This is a genomic window from Paenibacillus oryzae (genome assembly GCF_001675045.1).
Lineage (GTDB): Bacteria > Bacillota > Bacilli > Paenibacillales > Paenibacillaceae > Pristimantibacillus > Pristimantibacillus oryzae.
This window is the reverse complement of sequence record NZ_LYPA01000047.1, coordinates 137221-153487: the sequence shown is the minus strand read 5'-3', so window position 1 is coordinate 153487 and position 16267 is coordinate 137221. Positions and strand designations below refer to the sequence as shown.

Genomic DNA, 16267 nt, shown 5'->3' with positions numbered 1-16267 from the left:
GTTTAAGCGGAGAAGTCGGGCTTTCTGACGCCGGTTCCCCTCTTAAACGCCCGTTCAAAAGCGGCTGTGTGCTCTGTTTTTTATTGCAGCATAATTATTGCTTTACGTTACCGCGGTTAAGCGCAGTTACGCCAGTGCGGGAAAGCTCTCGGATGCCATAAGGCTTCAGCAATTCAATCATAGCATCTATTTTGCCGGAATCTCCAACAACCTGAACCATCAATGACTGAGTGCCGATATCAACGACGGATGCGCGGAAGGTTTCAACCACGCCCAATATTTCGGGACGGCTGGACGGCTCGGCGTATACTTTGATAAGCGCCAGCTCACGGCCCACCATAGCATTGGAGCTAAGATCAATGACCTTGATAACGTCGATCAGCTTATACAACTGCTTCGTAATTTGCTCCAGTGTATGATCATCGCCGGAGGTGACGATAACCATACGCGACAATCCCTGCTCCTCGCTTGCGCCAACCGTAATGCTTTCAATATTGAAGCCGCGGCGTCCAAACAATCCTGCCACACGCTGCAGAACGCCCGGCTGATCATTAACGATTACTGCGATAGTATGTTTTTTCATTCCGCATCCCCCATGATCATTTGATCGATCGTGCTGCCCTGCGCGACCATCGGGAAGACATTTTCGTCTTTGCGTACGATAAATTCCACTACGGCCGGGCCTGGATGACGGAGCGCTTCCTCCCATACCGCCTTGGCGTCTTCTTTATTGGAGGCGCGGAACCCTTTGACTCCGTATGCCTCAGCAAGCTTCACAAAGTCCGGGCTGCCGGCAAGATCAATATAGCTGTAGCGATTGCCGTGAATGAGCTCTTGCCATTGACGAACCATGCCAAGAACCTGGTTGTTTAATATAACAACTTTAACCGGTATGTTATTAATCGCGCAAATTGCCAGCTCCTGGGCGCACATCTGCATGCCGCCGTCTCCATTAATGGAAACAACCGTGCGGTCAGGCTCTGCCATCTGAGCCCCGATTGCGGAAGGAAAACCAAAACCCATAGTCCCAAGGCCGCCGGACGTTACCCATGAACGCGGCTTGTTGAACGGATAATATTGAGCGGCCCACATTTGATGCTGGCCTACGTCCGTTGTGACAATTGCATCCCCGCCAGTCGATTCGTGGATCATCTCTACAACCCATTGCGGCTTCAGCTCTGTGTCGGAATCCTTGTAGCGGAACGGATATTGCGCTTTGGAGGCTTTCAGCTTTGCTCTCCACTCATCTGCCTTGTCGGCGCGAACCGCTGTTTTGTTGGCCAATCCCAGAACCGTCTTCACATCTCCGACGATCGGAATATCGGTCGGTACGTTTTTGCCGATTTCCGCAGGATCGATGTCAATGTGGATAATTTTTGCCAGCGGTGCAAATCCGGACAGCTTGCCCGTTACGCGGTCATCAAACCGCGCGCCGATGTTGATAAGCAAATCCGAGTTTTGGATGGATGTGTTAGCGGTGTAGGTTCCGTGCATGCCCGGCATGCCCAGCCACAGCTCATTGCCGCTCGGGAAGCCGCCGAGTCCAAGAAGCGTTGTCGTAATCGGAATTTCCGTTTTTGTTACGAATTCCAGAAGCTCCTCATGCGCTCCGGAATAAACAACGCCGCCGCCTGCCAGAATGAGCGGCCGCTCCGCTTCCGAAATCGCTTTGATCATTTTGTCCACTTGCAGCTTGTTGGGATTAATCGTTGGATTATAACCCCGAATGTTAACTCCGGTAACCGGTTGGAACAAGGTCTGCTGTGCGGACACATCCTTCGGAATATCAATCAACACCGGACCCTTGCGTCCCGTATTGGCAATGTGGAACGCTTCATGAATGGTGCGGGCCAAATCCTCGACATTGCGCACCAGATAACTGTGCTTCGTAATCGGCATCGTGATGCCGGTAATATCAGCTTCTTGAAAAGCGTCTGTGCCGATCAGAGTCGACATGACGTTGCCCGTAATGACAACCAGCGGAACGGAATCCATATAAGCGGTCGCGATCCCCGTTACCAGGTTGGTTGCACCGGGGCCGGAAGTAGCGATACATACGCCAACCTTGCCGCTTGCGCGAGCGTAGCCGTCAGCAGCGTGTATGGCTCCTTGCTCGTGCCTGGTCAAAATATGGTTGAAATCGGTATTGCCATGCATAGCGTCATAAATATACAAAACCGCTCCGCCCGGATAACCGAAGACGCAATCCACACCCTCCAGCAATAAGCTGCGGAGTAGAATTTCGGAACCGGAAATTACTTCGGGCTTGGACAGTTTCTTCAACAACTCTTCTTTTGACTTTAATGTTGCGCTTTCTGTTGTCATTAGTGCTCCTCCTCTCAAAAAAGCAAAACAAAAAACCTTTCATCCCTCAGCTTAAACTGAAAGGGACGAAAGGTTGATCTTCCGTGGTACCACCCAAATTCGTTATATATCTCCCGATATATAACCTCTACAGGTCAGAACGCTGTGCACATATCGACGTTCTGCCAGTGGCACGTTAACGCTTGCCCTGCGATGCTCCCTAATACGCGTTGCCGCTTTTCAGGAGAATAGCTCCGAGGTGAGCTCGTAGAAAAGGGATTTTGGCGACGGTTGCAGCTGATCCGTCTGCTCTCTGAACAAAAGAGCCCTTAACACTTCGTCCTCATCATAGCTGATTGATATGACTTTTCATCATTATAGTCCGATTCATTCTGTTCGTCAAGAACAATAACCATTGAAAATTGTACCCTCTTTTTACGTAGGTGCGAATAACCTCTTTGAGGGACATTTTGGATATGGCATCATATCGTATTATAACCAGGGCATTAAGGCGTTATACAGCATGAAATCATTCGTCTTTTTCACCCGCTACGATTGGAGGAACGACATGATCCGAATTCGCAAACCAAGTGATGATACCGAGCTTGTCCGGTTAATTAAAGCAGAGCTGCTTCCCTATTCCCATAGTGTCAGGCCGCATGACGCCCATACCATACGAGAGCTTCCCAAACGTTTCCGCTGGGGCGTCACTTATGTAGCCGCAAAGGGCAAGACGGGCCCTCCTGTCGCTTTCGTCCACTGCAGCGCCTCTCGCGGCGAGCTGCTGGTGGATATGCTGGTTACGCATCCGCAGCACCGGGGCTGCGGACACGGAACCTCATTGATGAGCTACGCCGAAGCCTATGGCCGCAAGCATCGCTGCGCCGTCAGCCGGCTGTTTGTTGACCGAAGCAACGGACGCGCCATGGCCTATTATCACAAGCTTGGCTATTCCGTGTTACGCTTCTGGCCTGATCTGCAATGCCATGAGCTGATCAAGCCGCTTTAAACCGCTTTAATGACGGCTGCTTTAGAAGCCGCCGAATCCGTAACCGCCGCCTTTGCCGCCATAACCTCCATAGCCGCATCCGCCGCCGCAGCCTGGAACGCCGCATCCGCATCCGCCGCCCCAGCCGCCTCCGTAGCCGCCGCCCCAGCCACCGCCCCAGCCGCCTCCCCAGAAGCCTAGTGTGCCGATAGCAAGCAGGTCAAATAAAACAAGCGGTAATATAAAGGCTTTTGTTTTAACCTTTTTTCCTTTTGACGATTTGCCTGGGGACAGATAAAGACGGTTGCCGCTTATTCTAACCAGACGTCCCGTGACGACCGCTCCGTCTCTCTTGACCGCATAAATAGATTTTCCCAAAAGCTTTTTGGCTTGTTCCCTGGAAACTTTGCCACGCATGCCGTTTCCCCCCTTCCCTGTTATCCTATAGCTTATTCGCTGGAAGGAGGGAATGCCTGTATGTTTGTCCGCTCGTGAACATTAAACGACTTTAATCGCGCATGGTCCGGTTTATCTCGCCAGGAGTGCGCCCATATTGTTTCTTGAACGCCTTAATAAAATGGCTTACGTTGCAATAGCCGACCAGCCACGCTACGTCCTTCACCTTTCGCTTACCGGAATCCAGCAGCAAAACCGCAGCCTCCATACGTTTATAAACGATATATCCGTATACCGTGTGGCCGAAGCTTTGCTTGAAGCCGGTCTTCAGTTTGTATTCATTTAAACAAACCGTCCTCGCCAAGCCGGAGATGGTCAGCTGCTCGGCATATTTTTGGTCGATGATGCCCTTTGCAAGCAACAGCCGCTCGCAATCCTCCCTTGAAAGGGGCGGATTGCCGCCGCTCCGGGAACCCATGCCGATCCTTTCATCAAAATAAACCGCCAGCAGCTCCAATATTTTTCCCTCTGTATAAATGGGGCGAAGACTTTCGCAAATCGAGCTTTCATTCAGCTGCCCATAAAGTTGCTTAATCAGCAGCTGTACCTTTGGCGAAATAACTGTCGATTTTCCAAAATCAGCGGCTGATGCATGTCTGGAACGAAAACACGAAATCATCTCCCCGAAACGCTCCCGGCCAAGGCCGATGCTCAGTCCCTCGCAATGCTGACCCGCATAAAACGAGCTGAAACAATCCTCCAAAAATCCATATTGAATCCCGCTTTCGCAGCGGCTAATTGACTGTTCGCCGGAGGAATCAGAGTAGCTCCAAGACAAGCCCCCCTCCAGACAAAAGCTGATTTGCACAAATAGGCGCGGGTCGCGCGGCTCATGAATCACTCCATTTTTTTGAAAGGTCAAATTACTCCTGCATATCGTCAAGTCGGTTGCGATATTGCTTATAATCATTGCTCCTGTGGCCGTGCCGTCGCTCAAGAAATTGGCAGAGGCATTAGTATCGTTCATTTCAGCTTCAACTCCAGAAACCGAGCAAGCTAAAATTTCGGCAGGGACGGTTTTTTTGCCCTACAACGCACTCCGCGCCGCTTGCTCGGGATTTTTACTGTCCAAAACTTCCGATCGGGATATAAAAAACTCCGCTTTGGAGCACATTTTTTTTGCTTCTGCGTTACAATTCCTAATTATGAACAGGAGAGGAGAAACGAATATGCAGGCAAACCCGCCGTTTCAAATCGGGCATGTCTTGATTAAAGTCGATAATTTAAAGGCGGCCGTCAATAACTTCACAAAACTGGGGTTTTGCGTAACCTACCCGACCAAACCGGACAAATCCGTTAATGCCATGATTTATTTTAACGACGGCTCCTTTCTGGAGCTGTTTTGCACTAATTTTGGACAGCCGCTGAATAGCCTGATGCGCCTTGTGGTGCGTTTTATGCGGATCTTCAAAAAGCCTGATGCCGGCCGTTACGACAATTATATACGCGCTGGCGAAGGCTTCAGAGATTATGCCTTGGACAGCCTCCCAAGTGACGCTTTCCAGCATAATATGAAGGTTCTGTCCTTATCGGGCTTTCATGTATACGGACCAAAACGAATGAAAAGAAAAAACGAGGACGGATCTGCTGTAAATTGGTCCATCTATTATCCCGGCAACGAAAATCTCCCGTTTTTTATGAGTCCCTATCATCCCGCAATTGTGTTGAATGATGCTATGACAGCCCATCCAAATGGCAGCGAAGGTTTTCAAGAGTTGGTCATTGCGACCACTGACTGGAATACTGCCTTTGAAAGCTACCGGTTTTTTCTCAGGCAAAGCCCACCTTTGGAAACGGGTGAAAATAGTAGTACACGCTGCTGTTTTCGGCTGGGCGATACGTTGCTTACTCTGAAAAAGGGTACCAGCGATGGTATCGAAAAGGTTATTCTAAAAAGCAAGCTGCCCTCTCCAGCAAGAACGCTTGACCCCAAGTTATCTCACGGCGCGGAGCTTGAGCTAGGCAAACAAGCGAATAACGGGTAAAACAAAAAAAGCCTTTCGCCACAGGCAACAACCTGCGGACGAAATGGCTTTTTTTAATTAAGCGTTAATTTTTTCTTTGGCGATGCCAGCCAGGGAGTTGAACGAACCGATGTCGTTAACAGCCAGGTCAGCCAGGATTTTACGGTTTACTTCAACGCCAGCAAGCTTCAGGCCATGCATGAATTTGCTGTAGGACAAGCCGTTGATACGAGCAGCCGCATTGATACGAACGATCCACAGTCTGCGGAAATCGCGTTTTTTGTTGCGACGGTCGCGGTATGCGTACATAAGCGACTTGCCAACTTGCTCCTTCGCTGTTTTAAACAGACGGTGTTTGGAACCGAAATAACCTTTTGCCAGCTTCAAAATTCTTTTGCGACGACGAGTGCGGACAAAGCCGCCTTTAACTCTTGCCATGAGTGGAAACCTCCTGTAGTTTGAATAAACTTTTTATATGGGAACTCACATTATATGCCGTGCTATTATTTCAGGTTGGAAAGACCTTGTTGCAGACGACGAACGTCGCCAGCTGCCATCAAAGGCTGACCAGCCAAAACGCGCTTCTGGCGTCCGGATTTGTGCGAAAGCAAGTGGTTTCTGTAAGCTTTGTAGCGTTTCACTTTACCAGTACCGGTAATTTTGAAACGGTCTTTCAGACTGCTGTGTGTTTTCATCTTAGGCATGTCAGTATTTTCCTCCTTAAAATTGTATCCAGCCTTTTATTGGGCGGTGTTTTTCGGTGCCAAAATCATAATCATGCTCCGGCCTTCCAGCTTGGGAGCGCGCTCGACATTGCATATTTCGGCAACTTCCTTGGATAGACGATCCAGAATTCGCTGCCCGATCGCTGCATGCGTAATTTCACGCCCCCGGAAACGAACGGAAGCCTTTACCTTGTCGCCTTCATTCAAGAACTTCACAACATTGCGGAACTTGACCTGATAGTCGTGCTCCTCGATGTTTGCGCGGAACCAAACTTCCTTAAGATCAACGACTTTCTGATTTTTGCGCGCTTCCTTTTCTTTCTTCTGTTGCTCGTAGCGGAATTTGCCGTAATCCATAATGCGGCAAACCGGCGGTTTGGCCGTTGGCGCGACGTTCACCAGATCCAGATTAGCATCAATTGCAAGCTGCAACGCATCGCGAATCGATTTAATGCCGATTTGCTCTCCGTCAGCGCCTACCAAGCGAACTTCCCTGGCCCGGATTTCATCGTTGATTTGATGTTCTCTGCTAATAACGTGCCACCTCCAAAATAGTTTTGCTTCTCAAAAATAAAAAGATGCGGGCTCATAGAACCCGCATCACATCAACGTCCATTGAAATTCATTGCATGCCGATAAAAGGCAATGCAGTTATCATTCCATGATCGCGAACCTGTCAGCCTGCGCCGAAGAGGTGAGAAGCGGGTGCTTCTGCTTTTGCGTATGTTTTAAACAGTACCAAATTAATATAACGCACTTGCCAATCGCTGTCAAGCGACTTTTTGCAAAAAGCTTTATTTGCCCTGCACCTCTTCAATGCGCACCACTCGGGTATGCTGCGTATGGCTCCAGGTTTTGTTGTTCTGTGTAAAGAAGGCATAGAAGGTAATCGGCCACCAGGAAATCAGGAAAAACGGCAGCGTAAGCAAATGGGCGTACATCTTTTTACTTTTGACCTTCTCCATCATCATGGCTGCTGGAAATTGCAGCAGAGTAGCAGTAGCGGCGACAACCACCAGCCATTTCGGGAGGTAGTCATAAACGGAATGAAAGACATTAAACGCCGGAATGGCCATATCCGCCCAGAGAAGCACGATCAGGAGAAAGCCCAGCAATGTGTTGTATACCGAAATACTGTAGATAGCGGCGTCAAACTTGGTCAGATTTCGCTCCTTGATGCCTGCCCACAGCAGCGGGAAAAAATATTTGCGCGCCACATTAAAGTGCCCTTGCATCCAGCGAAGGCGCTGGCGGGCGGATGCCTTGAACGTAACCGGCTTTTCGTCAAATACTTTGGCGTCGTAATTCAGGACGGGATAGATATTTCGCTTGACACAGCGCATGGAAAACTCCAAATCCTCTACCAGGCTCGTTGCTCCCCAACCCATATCCTTGAGCAAGGCAGAATCAAAGCACATGCCCGTACCGCCCAGAAAATTGCTCATGTTCAGGTTTGTTCTGGACAGCTGCCACAGACGGTTGCAATACCAGTAAGTGATGGCATAAGCCGCTGTGACCCAGGAATCGCCAGGATTTTTGGTATCCAGATACCCCTGAATTACTTTGTGTCCTGCGCACAAATCATCGTTCATAAGCTTCAGGAAGTCGGGATTGACCAGATTGTCGGCATCAAACATAACCACTGCATCGTATTGGCGCGGCATGCTCCAAAGCTCCTTCAGCATCCATTCAATGGCATGGCCCTTGCCCCGCAGATGATAATTGCTGCGAACGCAAGCCTTCACGCCCATGCTGCGGACGATTTGCACGGTGTTGTCGGTACAGTTGTCGCAAATGACAAAAATGTCGTAAAGCTCTTTGGGATAATCCAGATTTTTTAAATTTTCAATGAGCGCCCCTACCACCTGCTCCTCGTTATGCGCAGCGACAAGCACGGCAAAGGACTTTTGCGGCTCGTGCCGCTTGCGGGCCTTGTGCTTCATAAAGCCGAATAACGAAAGACCAAACTGGTAAACGGCGATGCAGGCCAGCGTGACCTGTAGTGCGATAAAAGCAATTGTAAAACCCATATGGCATTGCCCCCTTGAAACCCCTATTTTTGACCCCTTGCTTCTATCCCCTGACAATGTTGTTCAAAAAGTCCGCTTCCCATTATGAAGCATGCCTGTTGAAGCCGAACTTTTTGAACCCTGATTAAAAGGGGCGCAAGTTTATCCAGTGCATAGTGTGCCCTGTTTGATTTACTGATTTTCCTCTGAAACCACTACTTTGTCAAAATGGGAATTCGACTGCTTTTCACTCTTTTGAGTCAGAAAAAGGCATTGCAGAAGACCAGGGCTCTATTCCCCGCTCTTTGCTTCGTGTCTGTCTTATTCTCAACCATTTTCTGCATTTTTAGCACAAACGTCCTTGATAAATGGGGTTGAATTAAAATTAATTAATCTATACTCGTCCAGGAGGGAGAAACCCATCCATATATCTCCATAATAGCTTTTCCATTCCGCCCAGATTGTAAAACGGCAAATAATAATCGAAATTGGTATGATAAGAAGCGACAAGGAGAATTTCGTGTTTTTTGGCGTAATGAATACCGCAGAGGCCAAGATTAAAAGGAGTGGCGACATGGATCAGCGTGGTATGGTTAATGCAGATTTTTCAAAACCAGAGCTTTCTTCTAACAATTCAATGCTACAATAGAAAAAACGCGCCCAGACATGCAAAGGAGTGAATGACTCGTGAATAAACTGATACGCTGGATTATAAATAGCGAGCGCCGGGTGCTTCTGTGGGCCAACAGCCGGACGGGCAGCAGCATGCGCCATCGTTTCGCGCGCGGCTGGTTCAGCCGCGTTACACATATGGGCGGAGCTACCTTTACGCTTGCTACAGCGCTGCTGTTCGCCCTCTTGGCCCCCTCTCCCTGGAGCTCCACGGGCTGGAAATGCCTGCTGGCGGTCGTCATTAGCCATATACCTGTCGCCATAGTCAAACGGGCATACCGGCGGCTGCGGCCTTATCAGTCCATGTCAAACGTCACAACCGTTTCCAGACCGCTGCAGGACCCTTCTTTTCCATCCGGCCATACTACCGCCATTTTTGCCTGGACTGTTCCCATTATGCTGACCGCAAGCGGCGCCTGGAATCTGTTAATCATTCCGTTAGGACTTTTTCTTGCCTGCTCGGTCGGCTGGTCCCGCATGTATTTAGGACTTCATTATCCTACAGATGTAGCTGCGGGAGCATTTGTGGGCACCTTGTCCGCTATGGCCGTTCATTATTTCTGGGTTGCTCCTGTTGCCATTTGATGCGGGCCCATGCGCAAAAAAATCCTCCGGTTCCACTGAAGCCTTGCTGTGGAATGGAGGATTTTTTCGATGAATTCTAGGAATTCGCTTCGTCTTGAGGCGATGAGGCTTGGCCGTCTCCTTTTTCTTCGCCAGGAATGGATGGAAAACGAACAGACTGCGCTTCGCGTTTCCGCGTTTCCCTCTTCTCTTTCCGGTAGTGGCGCAACGCCTCTTTGCCGATGACGGCTTCCAGCCGGTAAATATTTTGACCTTTGTTCATGAACTTGCTTTCGTATTCGGTAAACACAAGATCCTCGCGCGGGCCATCCCGATGCAGATCCAGCGAGATGTTGCGCAGCACAAGCTCCATTTCGGCAAAGCTGTTTAAGGAAAACTCGAACAAGGTCAACGAATCCGTTTTAAAATGAATTTCTCCGCGCTCGTTCAAAATCTCCTTGTATTTCTCTACGAAGCGATAATGCGTCAGCCTGCGGCGGGCATGCTTGCTTTTTGGCCACGGATCGCTGAAATTCAAGTAGATGCGCTCCAGCTCTCCATGCGCAAACATGTCCTCGATTCCTTCAATATTGGCTCTTAGCAGGGCCAGGTTGGGAGGGGACGCCTCGCCTTTTTCGCTCCAGGCTAAACGGGCTTTTTCGCTGGCTCTGCGCAGCAGCTCGTCGTACATATCGACTCCGATGTAATTAATGTCGGGATTGCGAACGCTCATCTGGCTGATAAATCGCCCTTTTCCCATGCCAAGCTCAACATGAATGGGATTGTCATTGCCGAAAAAGTCACGCCATTTGCCCTTATGCGGCGCAGCGTCCAGCACAACAAGCTCGGGCTGTGCCTCCAAATTTTCGCGAATGCCTTTTCTTCCTCTTAAACGCATCGGTTACAGCTCCTCTTACATATGGATAGTCCTATTTTGACGAACATTTCCCGTCTTGTAAAGCCTCTCACTGCCAGAAAACATAATCCCCGCACACCGCGCTCCGTACCTTGCGCTCCAAACCAACATAAGCTATAATACAAAAAACTGAATTGCACATTATGCCTGTGAAGAGCATCCAACTCGGAGGCGTTTTCGTCAAGTGGACAGCCGTATTATTCGGCCGTCTCTCCTAAGTTAACCGGACCCGCCCGTTACCGCGGAACAAAGAGGATCAAGCCGTTACACAGCTTGGTCAACTTGGGTGGCACCGCGAGAGAAGCGCTCCTCGTCCCATGTGGGATAAGGGCGCTTTTTATATTTCTCTCGAAAAGGAGTGCAGCAGACATGATGGATTTGAAATGGATCAGGGAAAATGCGGAAGAGGTGCAGAGGACGGCGGATCGAAAAGGAATTGCGCTGCCGGTCGACGAGCTGCTCCGCCGGGATGAGTCGAGGCGGAAGCTGCAGCAGACGACGGATGGGTTGCGGGAGACTCGCAACAAGCTGTCGCGCGAAATCGGGCGCCTAATGGGAGCGCTGCGCGTATCGCAAGACAGCGCGGAAGCCAAACCCGGCGGTTTGGTCAAGACAGGATTGGCGCGGGATGTAAAGGACAGCCTTTTAGGAGCCGGGAAGGCGTCGGACGCAGCAATCGACGTTGACGGAGAACTGACTACGCAAAGTCTGGAAAGAAGACTTGCCGCCTGCAAGGAAGAGGTGGCTGCCGTTATTAAAGCTCTGGCAGAAACGGAGCCTCGGCTGGACGAGGCGGAGCAGCGGCTTGCGGAACTGATGGAGCTGGTACCGAACCGCGTTTCGCCGGATACGCCAATCGGCTTTAGTGATGCAGACAATCTCATACTCAAGGTAGAGGGAGAGCCGCCGGCATTTCCATTCCCGGTTCGGGATCATATGGAGCTGGGCGAGCTTCACGGCTTGATCGACGTGCCAAGAGGCGTGAGGACGGCTGGAAGCCGCCATTACTACTTGCGGGGTGCAGGCACGCTTCTGCATCGCGCCGTGCAGCAACTGGCGCTGGACCTGCTGCTCGACAAGGGCTACATGCCCATGGAGGTTCCTCTGATGGCAAGGCCCGAAGCTTTGCGGAGCACCGGATTTTTTCCGCTTGGCAAGGATCAGACCTACCGCCTCGCGGAGGAGGAGCAGTATCTCGTCGGCACCTCGGAGGTGCCGCTGATTACCTATTGCGCGGGTGAGGTGGTCAATGTGGAGCAGCCTATCCGCATGGCCGCGGCGTCGATGTGCTTTCGCAGCGAGGTCGGCTCGGCCGGACGGGATGTGCACGGGCTTTATCGCGTGCATCAGTTCGCGAAGGTGGAGCAGGTGATCATCTGCCGGGACGACGAGGCGCATTCGGAGGACCTGCTTCAGGAAATTACAGCCAACGCGGAGCAGCTGCTCCAGCTGCTGGAGCTGCCATACCGGAAGGTCGCTGTTTGTACAGGGGATATGTCGCAAAAAACCTATAAGCAATATGACTTGGAAACCTGGATGCCAAGCAGGGGCGCTTACGGCGAGACGCATTCGTCGTCGAACCTGCTCGACTTTCAGGCACGGCGCTGTAATATTCGTTATCGCGACGCTCAAGGAACGCTGAAATTTTGCCATACGCTTAACAATACAGCCGTCGCCAGCCCTCGCATTCTCATCCCTTTGCTGGAGAATCATCAACAGGAGGATGGTTCGGTTGTGATACCGAAGGCGCTGCAGCCTTATATGCGCGGCCTGGATCGGCTCATTCCGGTTAATACTCTGTGTCAATAAACGGACGGGCAGCCTTTCAAGGGGCTGTCTGATGTCTTGGAAGCTCAAACATTTTTATCCGCTTTCTCTGCTGAATCATGCTTCGTTCCGCTTGACTTTTCGGACAGCCCGCTCATTCCTGCCAGCCTTCATATGGCATAAAAAAGGACCTCTAGCCCCACTGCGAAGTGGATCGAGGTCCTTTTATATAGAACGGGGTTGCTGTCGCAACGCCCCTGCTCCCTGCTAGTTCAGCAATTGATAAGGAATCGGCGCATTGTCTCTTGCTTCCTGCTCCCACTTGTTTTCCAGTGCGGAATTGATTTTTTTGCGTGCCGATATTTTAACGTCGTGGTTGGAATGGAAATGTACGCCGGTCAGAGCCAGCAGTTCTTTCACTGTCAATTCAACTGTTACTTTTTCGTCGCCGCCGGGAACTTTAGTCATGCTCATCGAAATCACCTCGTCAGATTGTTTTTTGTTTCCAATTTATCGACAATTGATGGTTGCGGTTACATTTAGGCTATGTTAGGTATTTTTATTGTTTTGTCGCACTTTTAATATAACACACCATGTCAGGTTACGCAAGCCTAAAATGCGATTCCATTTTTATTATTTCCAGTTTTTCAATTTTCCGAACGTTCATTGACACCTTCTGTTCAAAGCATGGCTTTTCAGCTCATTTTTCGCTAAAATGGAAGGTGATTGTTTGGAAAGAAGGGAAAACGATGATAGAGCTTCAAGAGCCCCGTCAGGAGCCCCTGCTGTGGGGGGACAAAAAATTTCATACCTGGAATTATGAAATGAGGCAGCAATTCGGCGGCAAGGTTTTCAAAGTGATGCTGGACGCCGGCTTCACCTGTCCTAATCGGGACGGAACGATCGCCAAGGGCGGCTGCACCTTCTGCAGCTCCAGAGGCTCCGGCGACTTTGCGGGTCGTAGGCGCGACGATCTGGTCACCCAGTTCAACACCATCCGCGACAGACAGCATCAGAAATGGCCGGATGCAGCTTATATCGGCTATTTTCAGGCTTATACAAATACGTATGCGCCGGTCGAGGAGCTTCGGGAATATTACGAGGTTATACTTCAACAGCCCGGCGTTGTCGGCCTGTCTATCGCCACACGCCCGGATTGTCTGCCCGATGATGTAGTGGACTATTTGGCCGAGTTGAACGAGCGTACATACCTGTGGGTGGAAATGGGGCTTCAAACGATCCATGAATCAACCTCGGAGCTGATAAACCGCGCTCACGATACGGCCTGCTACCTGGATGCCGTTTCCAGACTTCGGGCGCGAGGCATTCGCGTATGCGCGCACATCATTTATGGCTTGCCGCAGGAAAGCCATGAAATGATGCTGGCAACAGGCAGGGCCGTTGCCGCCATGGATGTGCAGGGCATCAAAATCCACTTGCTGCATCTCATGTACAAAACGCCGATGGTCAAGCAATACGAAGCCGGGCTTCTTCGTTTTTTGGAGCAGGACGAATACATTGGACTTATCGCCGATTCATTGGAGTTTCTTCCTCCGGAGATGATCGTTCACCGGCTGACCGGCGACGCTCCGCGGGATTTGCTGATCGGACCTATGTGGAGCATGAAAAAATGGGAGGTGCTGAACGGCATCGACCGGGAGCTGAATCGCCGCAACAGCTGGCAAGGCAAGCTCTGGAACGGAGGTTAGTCCATGGGTTTCCTATCCGTGCTCAGCCAGGCTCACAAATGGATCGGGGAACGCGTATCGCCGGGTGATGCCGTTATTGACGCTACGGCAGGCGGCGGCGTGGACAGCCTCTTTCTGGCGGGACTCGCTGGACCATCCGGCACCCTGTATGCCTTCGATATTCAGAAGGAAGCGCTGGAGCGGACGAAGCTCCGGCTGGAGGAGCTGAAGCAGCAAGGAAAACTGCCTGCGCTGCATCTTATGCTGGATAGTCATGCGGCGATGCTTGACAAGATTGATCCCCTCCGGCACGGTAAAATTGCCGCCGTCATGTTTAATCTGGGCTACTTGCCTGGCGGAGACGAAACCGTCATTACAGAGCCTGAAGGCACTATTCTGGCATTAAATGCAGCGCTTGAACTGCTCCGTCCGGGCGGCATTATTACTTGCGTGCTGTATCCCGGCCATCCCGGGGGCGAGCAAGAAGCGCTTGCCGTGGAGGATTGGGCGGCTGCCTTGCCGCAAATGAAGGCGCAGGCCGTTCTCTACAGACAGCCGCAGCGCTCCGCCGCACCGTATTTGCTCGCAATCGAGAAGCGGCGGCCTCCCGGCTCAAGCTAAACAGCCGGCTGCGATCATTTTGGAGCGCTCGCTTGTGTTTCTGGAACAACTGCGATCAGAGGAATCATGTACGCGGCGGCCGGGACTCCTGCAAACAATCATTCGTGAACTTTTACAGAAAAGGAGCAAAACCGCTGTGGCAGTTAAAAAAATCGAGCATCTGGGCATTATGGTTTCCAATCTTGACAAGTCGCTCCCGTTTTACGAAAATGTGATAGGACTGAAGCATCTATACACGATGACGCATACTAACGGCGTAATCAGGCTGGCTTTCCTGGCATTCGCCGACTCTTCGGAAACACAAATTGAATTGGTGGAAGGATATAATCCGGAGCTGCCTGCCGAAGGCAAGGTGCATCATGCCGCGTTTACGGTTGATGATATCGAAGCCGAATTTTTGCGCATCAAAGAGCTGGACGTGCCGCTTCGCGACACTGAAATTACAACGCTTCCGAATGGCGCGCGCTATTTTTTCCTGTACGGGCCGGACGGAGAATTGCTGGAGTTGTTCCAGCCGGGGAAAACATCATAGAAATCAACAACAGATAAGGGAGAGAGCAACATGACAACTGTTAAAGCATACCCGCTTCAATTCAAGGCCGAGATGAAAGAAAGAATCTGGGGAGGCCGCGCGCTGGAGCAATATGGTCTGGAGCTGCCGGAGGGCGCAATCGGTGAAGGCTGGATGATCGGCGACCATCCTAACGGCATTACCAAGGTGATTAATGGCGAGCTGGCGGGACAAGGCTTGGATCAAATTCGGGAGCAATTCGGCCGCGAATGGTTCGGCAGCCGGGGCTTCTCGGAGAAAAACGGGCGTTTTCCCCTTCTTATCAAGCTGCTGGACTGCAACGATGACTTGTCCGTACAGGTTCATCCAACCGACAGCTACGAAGGGCTGCCTGCGGGCGAGCTGGGCAAAACCGAAATGTGGTACATTCTGGACGCCAAACCAGGCGCAAAAATTATTTACGGCTTAAAAGAAGGCGTAGACCGCGCATCCATGGAAGCCGCGATTGCAGAAGGCCGCATTACCGACACCTTGCAGGAGATTACCGTACAGGCAGGCGAGGCCTTCTACATTCCAGCCGGCACTGTGCATGCTCTCTGCTCCGGCGTTCTGGTCGCGGAAATTCAACAAAATTCCGACACGACTTATCGTCTGTACGATTACGACCGTCCCGGACTAGACGGCAAGCTGCGCGAGCTTCATATTGAAGATTCCCTGAATGTTATTGCCTATGAAGGCGCAGGCGCTCAGCGCATGAAAACAGACGGCGTTAAACACGGAGAATGGCTGACCATTGCTTCTTCGCCGTATTTCCTGGTTGAAAAAGGCGTGGTTGCCGGTACAGTAGCCCTGTCTACTTCTCCCGAAAGCTTTGTTATTCTCGTTATTGCCGATGGCAACGGCAGTCTCAAATGGGACGGCGGCGAGCAAGCCGTCAAAGCCGGAGAATGCTTCCTGCTTCCTGCCACGCTTGGGGCCTATGAGCTCTCCGGCAATTTAACCGTACTGCGCAGTATTGTGCCTGAATAAAAGAATAAAGGCTTAACATAAGCAAATACCCCCGCATAGGTCATCGCCTGGTC

The 16267-nt window shown here is 51.0% G+C and carries 19 protein-coding genes and 1 other annotated feature; of the genes, 8 read left to right on the top strand and 11 right to left on the bottom strand.

Features of this window, described 5'->3' with window-relative positions:
* Nucleotides 1–94 precede the first annotated feature (94 nt).
* Nucleotides 95–583 (bottom strand): acetolactate synthase small subunit, encoded by a 489-nt coding sequence (gene ilvN, locus A7K91_RS09760; RefSeq protein ID WP_068682100.1) that lies wholly within the window; start codon nt 581–583, stop codon nt 95–97.
* Nucleotides 580–2325, bottom strand: coding sequence for a biosynthetic-type acetolactate synthase large subunit (gene ilvB / locus A7K91_RS09755; protein WP_068682098.1), 1746 nt, complete (start codon nt 2323–2325; stop codon nt 580–582). The genes ilvN and ilvB overlap by 4 nt, the downstream gene beginning before the upstream one ends.
* 502 nt (nt 2326–2827) lie before the next feature.
* On the opposite strand from ilvB, the gene A7K91_RS09750 reads away from it, so the two are divergent.
* Complete coding sequence (locus A7K91_RS09750; protein ID WP_156739445.1) at nt 2828–3313, top strand: GNAT family N-acetyltransferase; 486 nt, start codon at nt 2828–2830, stop codon at nt 3311–3313.
* A gap of 21 nt (nt 3314–3334) precedes the next feature.
* On the opposite strand, the gene A7K91_RS09745 is transcribed toward A7K91_RS09750, so the two are convergent.
* Both A7K91_RS09745 and A7K91_RS09740 read right to left on the bottom strand, forming a co-directional pair.
* A complete protein-coding gene (locus tag A7K91_RS09745) occupies nt 3335–3709 on the bottom strand; it encodes a hypothetical protein (RefSeq protein WP_068682094.1) in 375 nt (124 codons plus the stop codon).
* Between the two features lie 91 nt (nt 3710–3800).
* A complete protein-coding gene (locus tag A7K91_RS09740) occupies nt 3801–4715 on the bottom strand; it encodes a helix-turn-helix domain-containing protein (RefSeq protein WP_068682092.1) in 915 nt (304 codons plus the stop codon).
* 202 nt (nt 4716–4917) lie between these two features.
* Here A7K91_RS09740 and A7K91_RS09735 point away from each other — a divergent pair, with 202 nt between their 5' ends.
* Nucleotides 4918–5733, top strand: coding sequence for a VOC family protein (locus tag A7K91_RS09735; protein ID WP_068682090.1), 816 nt, complete (start codon nt 4918–4920; stop codon nt 5731–5733).
* A 57-nt stretch (nt 5734–5790) separates the two neighbouring features.
* Here the strand turns inward: A7K91_RS09735 and rplT are convergent, their stop codons facing one another.
* The 5 genes from rplT to A7K91_RS27010 form a co-directional block, all read right to left on the bottom strand.
* Entirely contained in the window at nt 5791–6150 is a 360-nt protein-coding gene (gene rplT / locus A7K91_RS09730) for a 50S ribosomal protein L20 (RefSeq protein WP_068682088.1), read from the bottom strand.
* Between the two features lie 65 nt (nt 6151–6215).
* The gene (gene rpmI, locus A7K91_RS09725) at nt 6216–6416 is read right to left on the bottom strand and encodes a 50S ribosomal protein L35 (protein WP_068682086.1); all 201 of its coding nucleotides are present in this window, start codon (nt 6414–6416) and stop codon (nt 6216–6218) included.
* Between the two features lie 36 nt (nt 6417–6452).
* Nucleotides 6453–6953, bottom strand: a complete 501-nt coding sequence (gene infC / locus A7K91_RS09720; RefSeq protein ID WP_068682084.1) for a translation initiation factor IF-3 — start codon at nt 6951–6953, stop codon at nt 6453–6455.
* Between the two features lie 50 nt (nt 6954–7003).
* Nucleotides 7004–7160 (bottom strand) — a sequence feature (ribosomal protein L20 leader region).
* A 71-nt stretch (nt 7161–7231) separates the two neighbouring features.
* Entirely contained in the window at nt 7232–8467 is a 1236-nt protein-coding gene (locus tag A7K91_RS09715; protein WP_068682082.1) for a glycosyltransferase family 2 protein, read from the bottom strand.
* 373 nt (nt 8468–8840) lie between these two features.
* Nucleotides 8841–9026, bottom strand: a complete 186-nt coding sequence (locus tag A7K91_RS27010; protein WP_425415654.1) for a hypothetical protein — start codon at nt 9024–9026, stop codon at nt 8841–8843.
* A gap of 107 nt (nt 9027–9133) precedes the next feature.
* On the opposite strand from A7K91_RS27010, the gene A7K91_RS09710 reads away from it, so the two are divergent.
* Nucleotides 9134–9703 carry a phosphatase PAP2 family protein gene (locus tag A7K91_RS09710; RefSeq protein ID WP_068682080.1) on the top strand — a complete coding sequence of 190 codons (570 nt, stop codon included), beginning with the start codon at nt 9134–9136 and terminating at the stop codon, nt 9701–9703.
* 76 nt (nt 9704–9779) lie between these two features.
* On the opposite strand, the gene trmB is transcribed toward A7K91_RS09710, so the two are convergent.
* Nucleotides 9780–10580, bottom strand: coding sequence for a tRNA (guanosine(46)-N7)-methyltransferase TrmB (trmB, locus tag A7K91_RS09705; protein WP_068682078.1), 801 nt, complete (start codon nt 10578–10580; stop codon nt 9780–9782).
* A 387-nt stretch (nt 10581–10967) separates the two neighbouring features.
* Between trmB and serS the strand changes: the two genes are divergently transcribed.
* Nucleotides 10968–12407, top strand: coding sequence for a serine--tRNA ligase (gene serS / locus A7K91_RS09700; protein ID WP_169833391.1), 1440 nt, complete (start codon nt 10968–10970; stop codon nt 12405–12407).
* Between the two features lie 225 nt (nt 12408–12632).
* Here serS and A7K91_RS09695 read toward each other — a convergent pair whose 3' ends face one another.
* On the bottom strand, nt 12633–12839 hold the full coding sequence (locus tag A7K91_RS09695; protein ID WP_068682076.1) for a hypothetical protein: 207 nt from the start codon (nt 12837–12839) through the stop codon (nt 12633–12635).
* 275 nt (nt 12840–13114) lie between these two features.
* Between A7K91_RS09695 and mnmL the strand changes: the two genes are divergently transcribed.
* The 4 genes from mnmL to A7K91_RS09675 all read left to right on the top strand — a co-directional run bounded on the left by mnmL (nt 13115) and on the right by A7K91_RS09675 (nt 16214).
* The gene (mnmL, locus tag A7K91_RS09690) at nt 13115–14074 is read left to right on the top strand and encodes a tRNA modification radical SAM protein MnmL/YtqA (protein WP_068682074.1); all 960 of its coding nucleotides are present in this window, start codon (nt 13115–13117) and stop codon (nt 14072–14074) included.
* A gap of 3 nt (nt 14075–14077) precedes the next feature.
* On the top strand, nt 14078–14674 hold the full coding sequence (gene mnmM / locus A7K91_RS09685) for a tRNA 5-(aminomethyl)-2-thiouridylate-methyltransferase MnmM (protein ID WP_068682072.1): 597 nt from the start codon (nt 14078–14080) through the stop codon (nt 14672–14674).
* Between the two features lie 136 nt (nt 14675–14810).
* A complete protein-coding gene (locus A7K91_RS09680; RefSeq protein WP_068682070.1) occupies nt 14811–15206 on the top strand; it encodes a VOC family protein in 396 nt (131 codons plus the stop codon).
* Between the two features lie 30 nt (nt 15207–15236).
* Nucleotides 15237–16214 carry a type I phosphomannose isomerase catalytic subunit gene (locus tag A7K91_RS09675; RefSeq protein ID WP_068682068.1) on the top strand — a complete coding sequence of 326 codons (978 nt, stop codon included), beginning with the start codon at nt 15237–15239 and terminating at the stop codon, nt 16212–16214.
* Nucleotides 16215–16267: the final 53 nt, after the last annotated feature.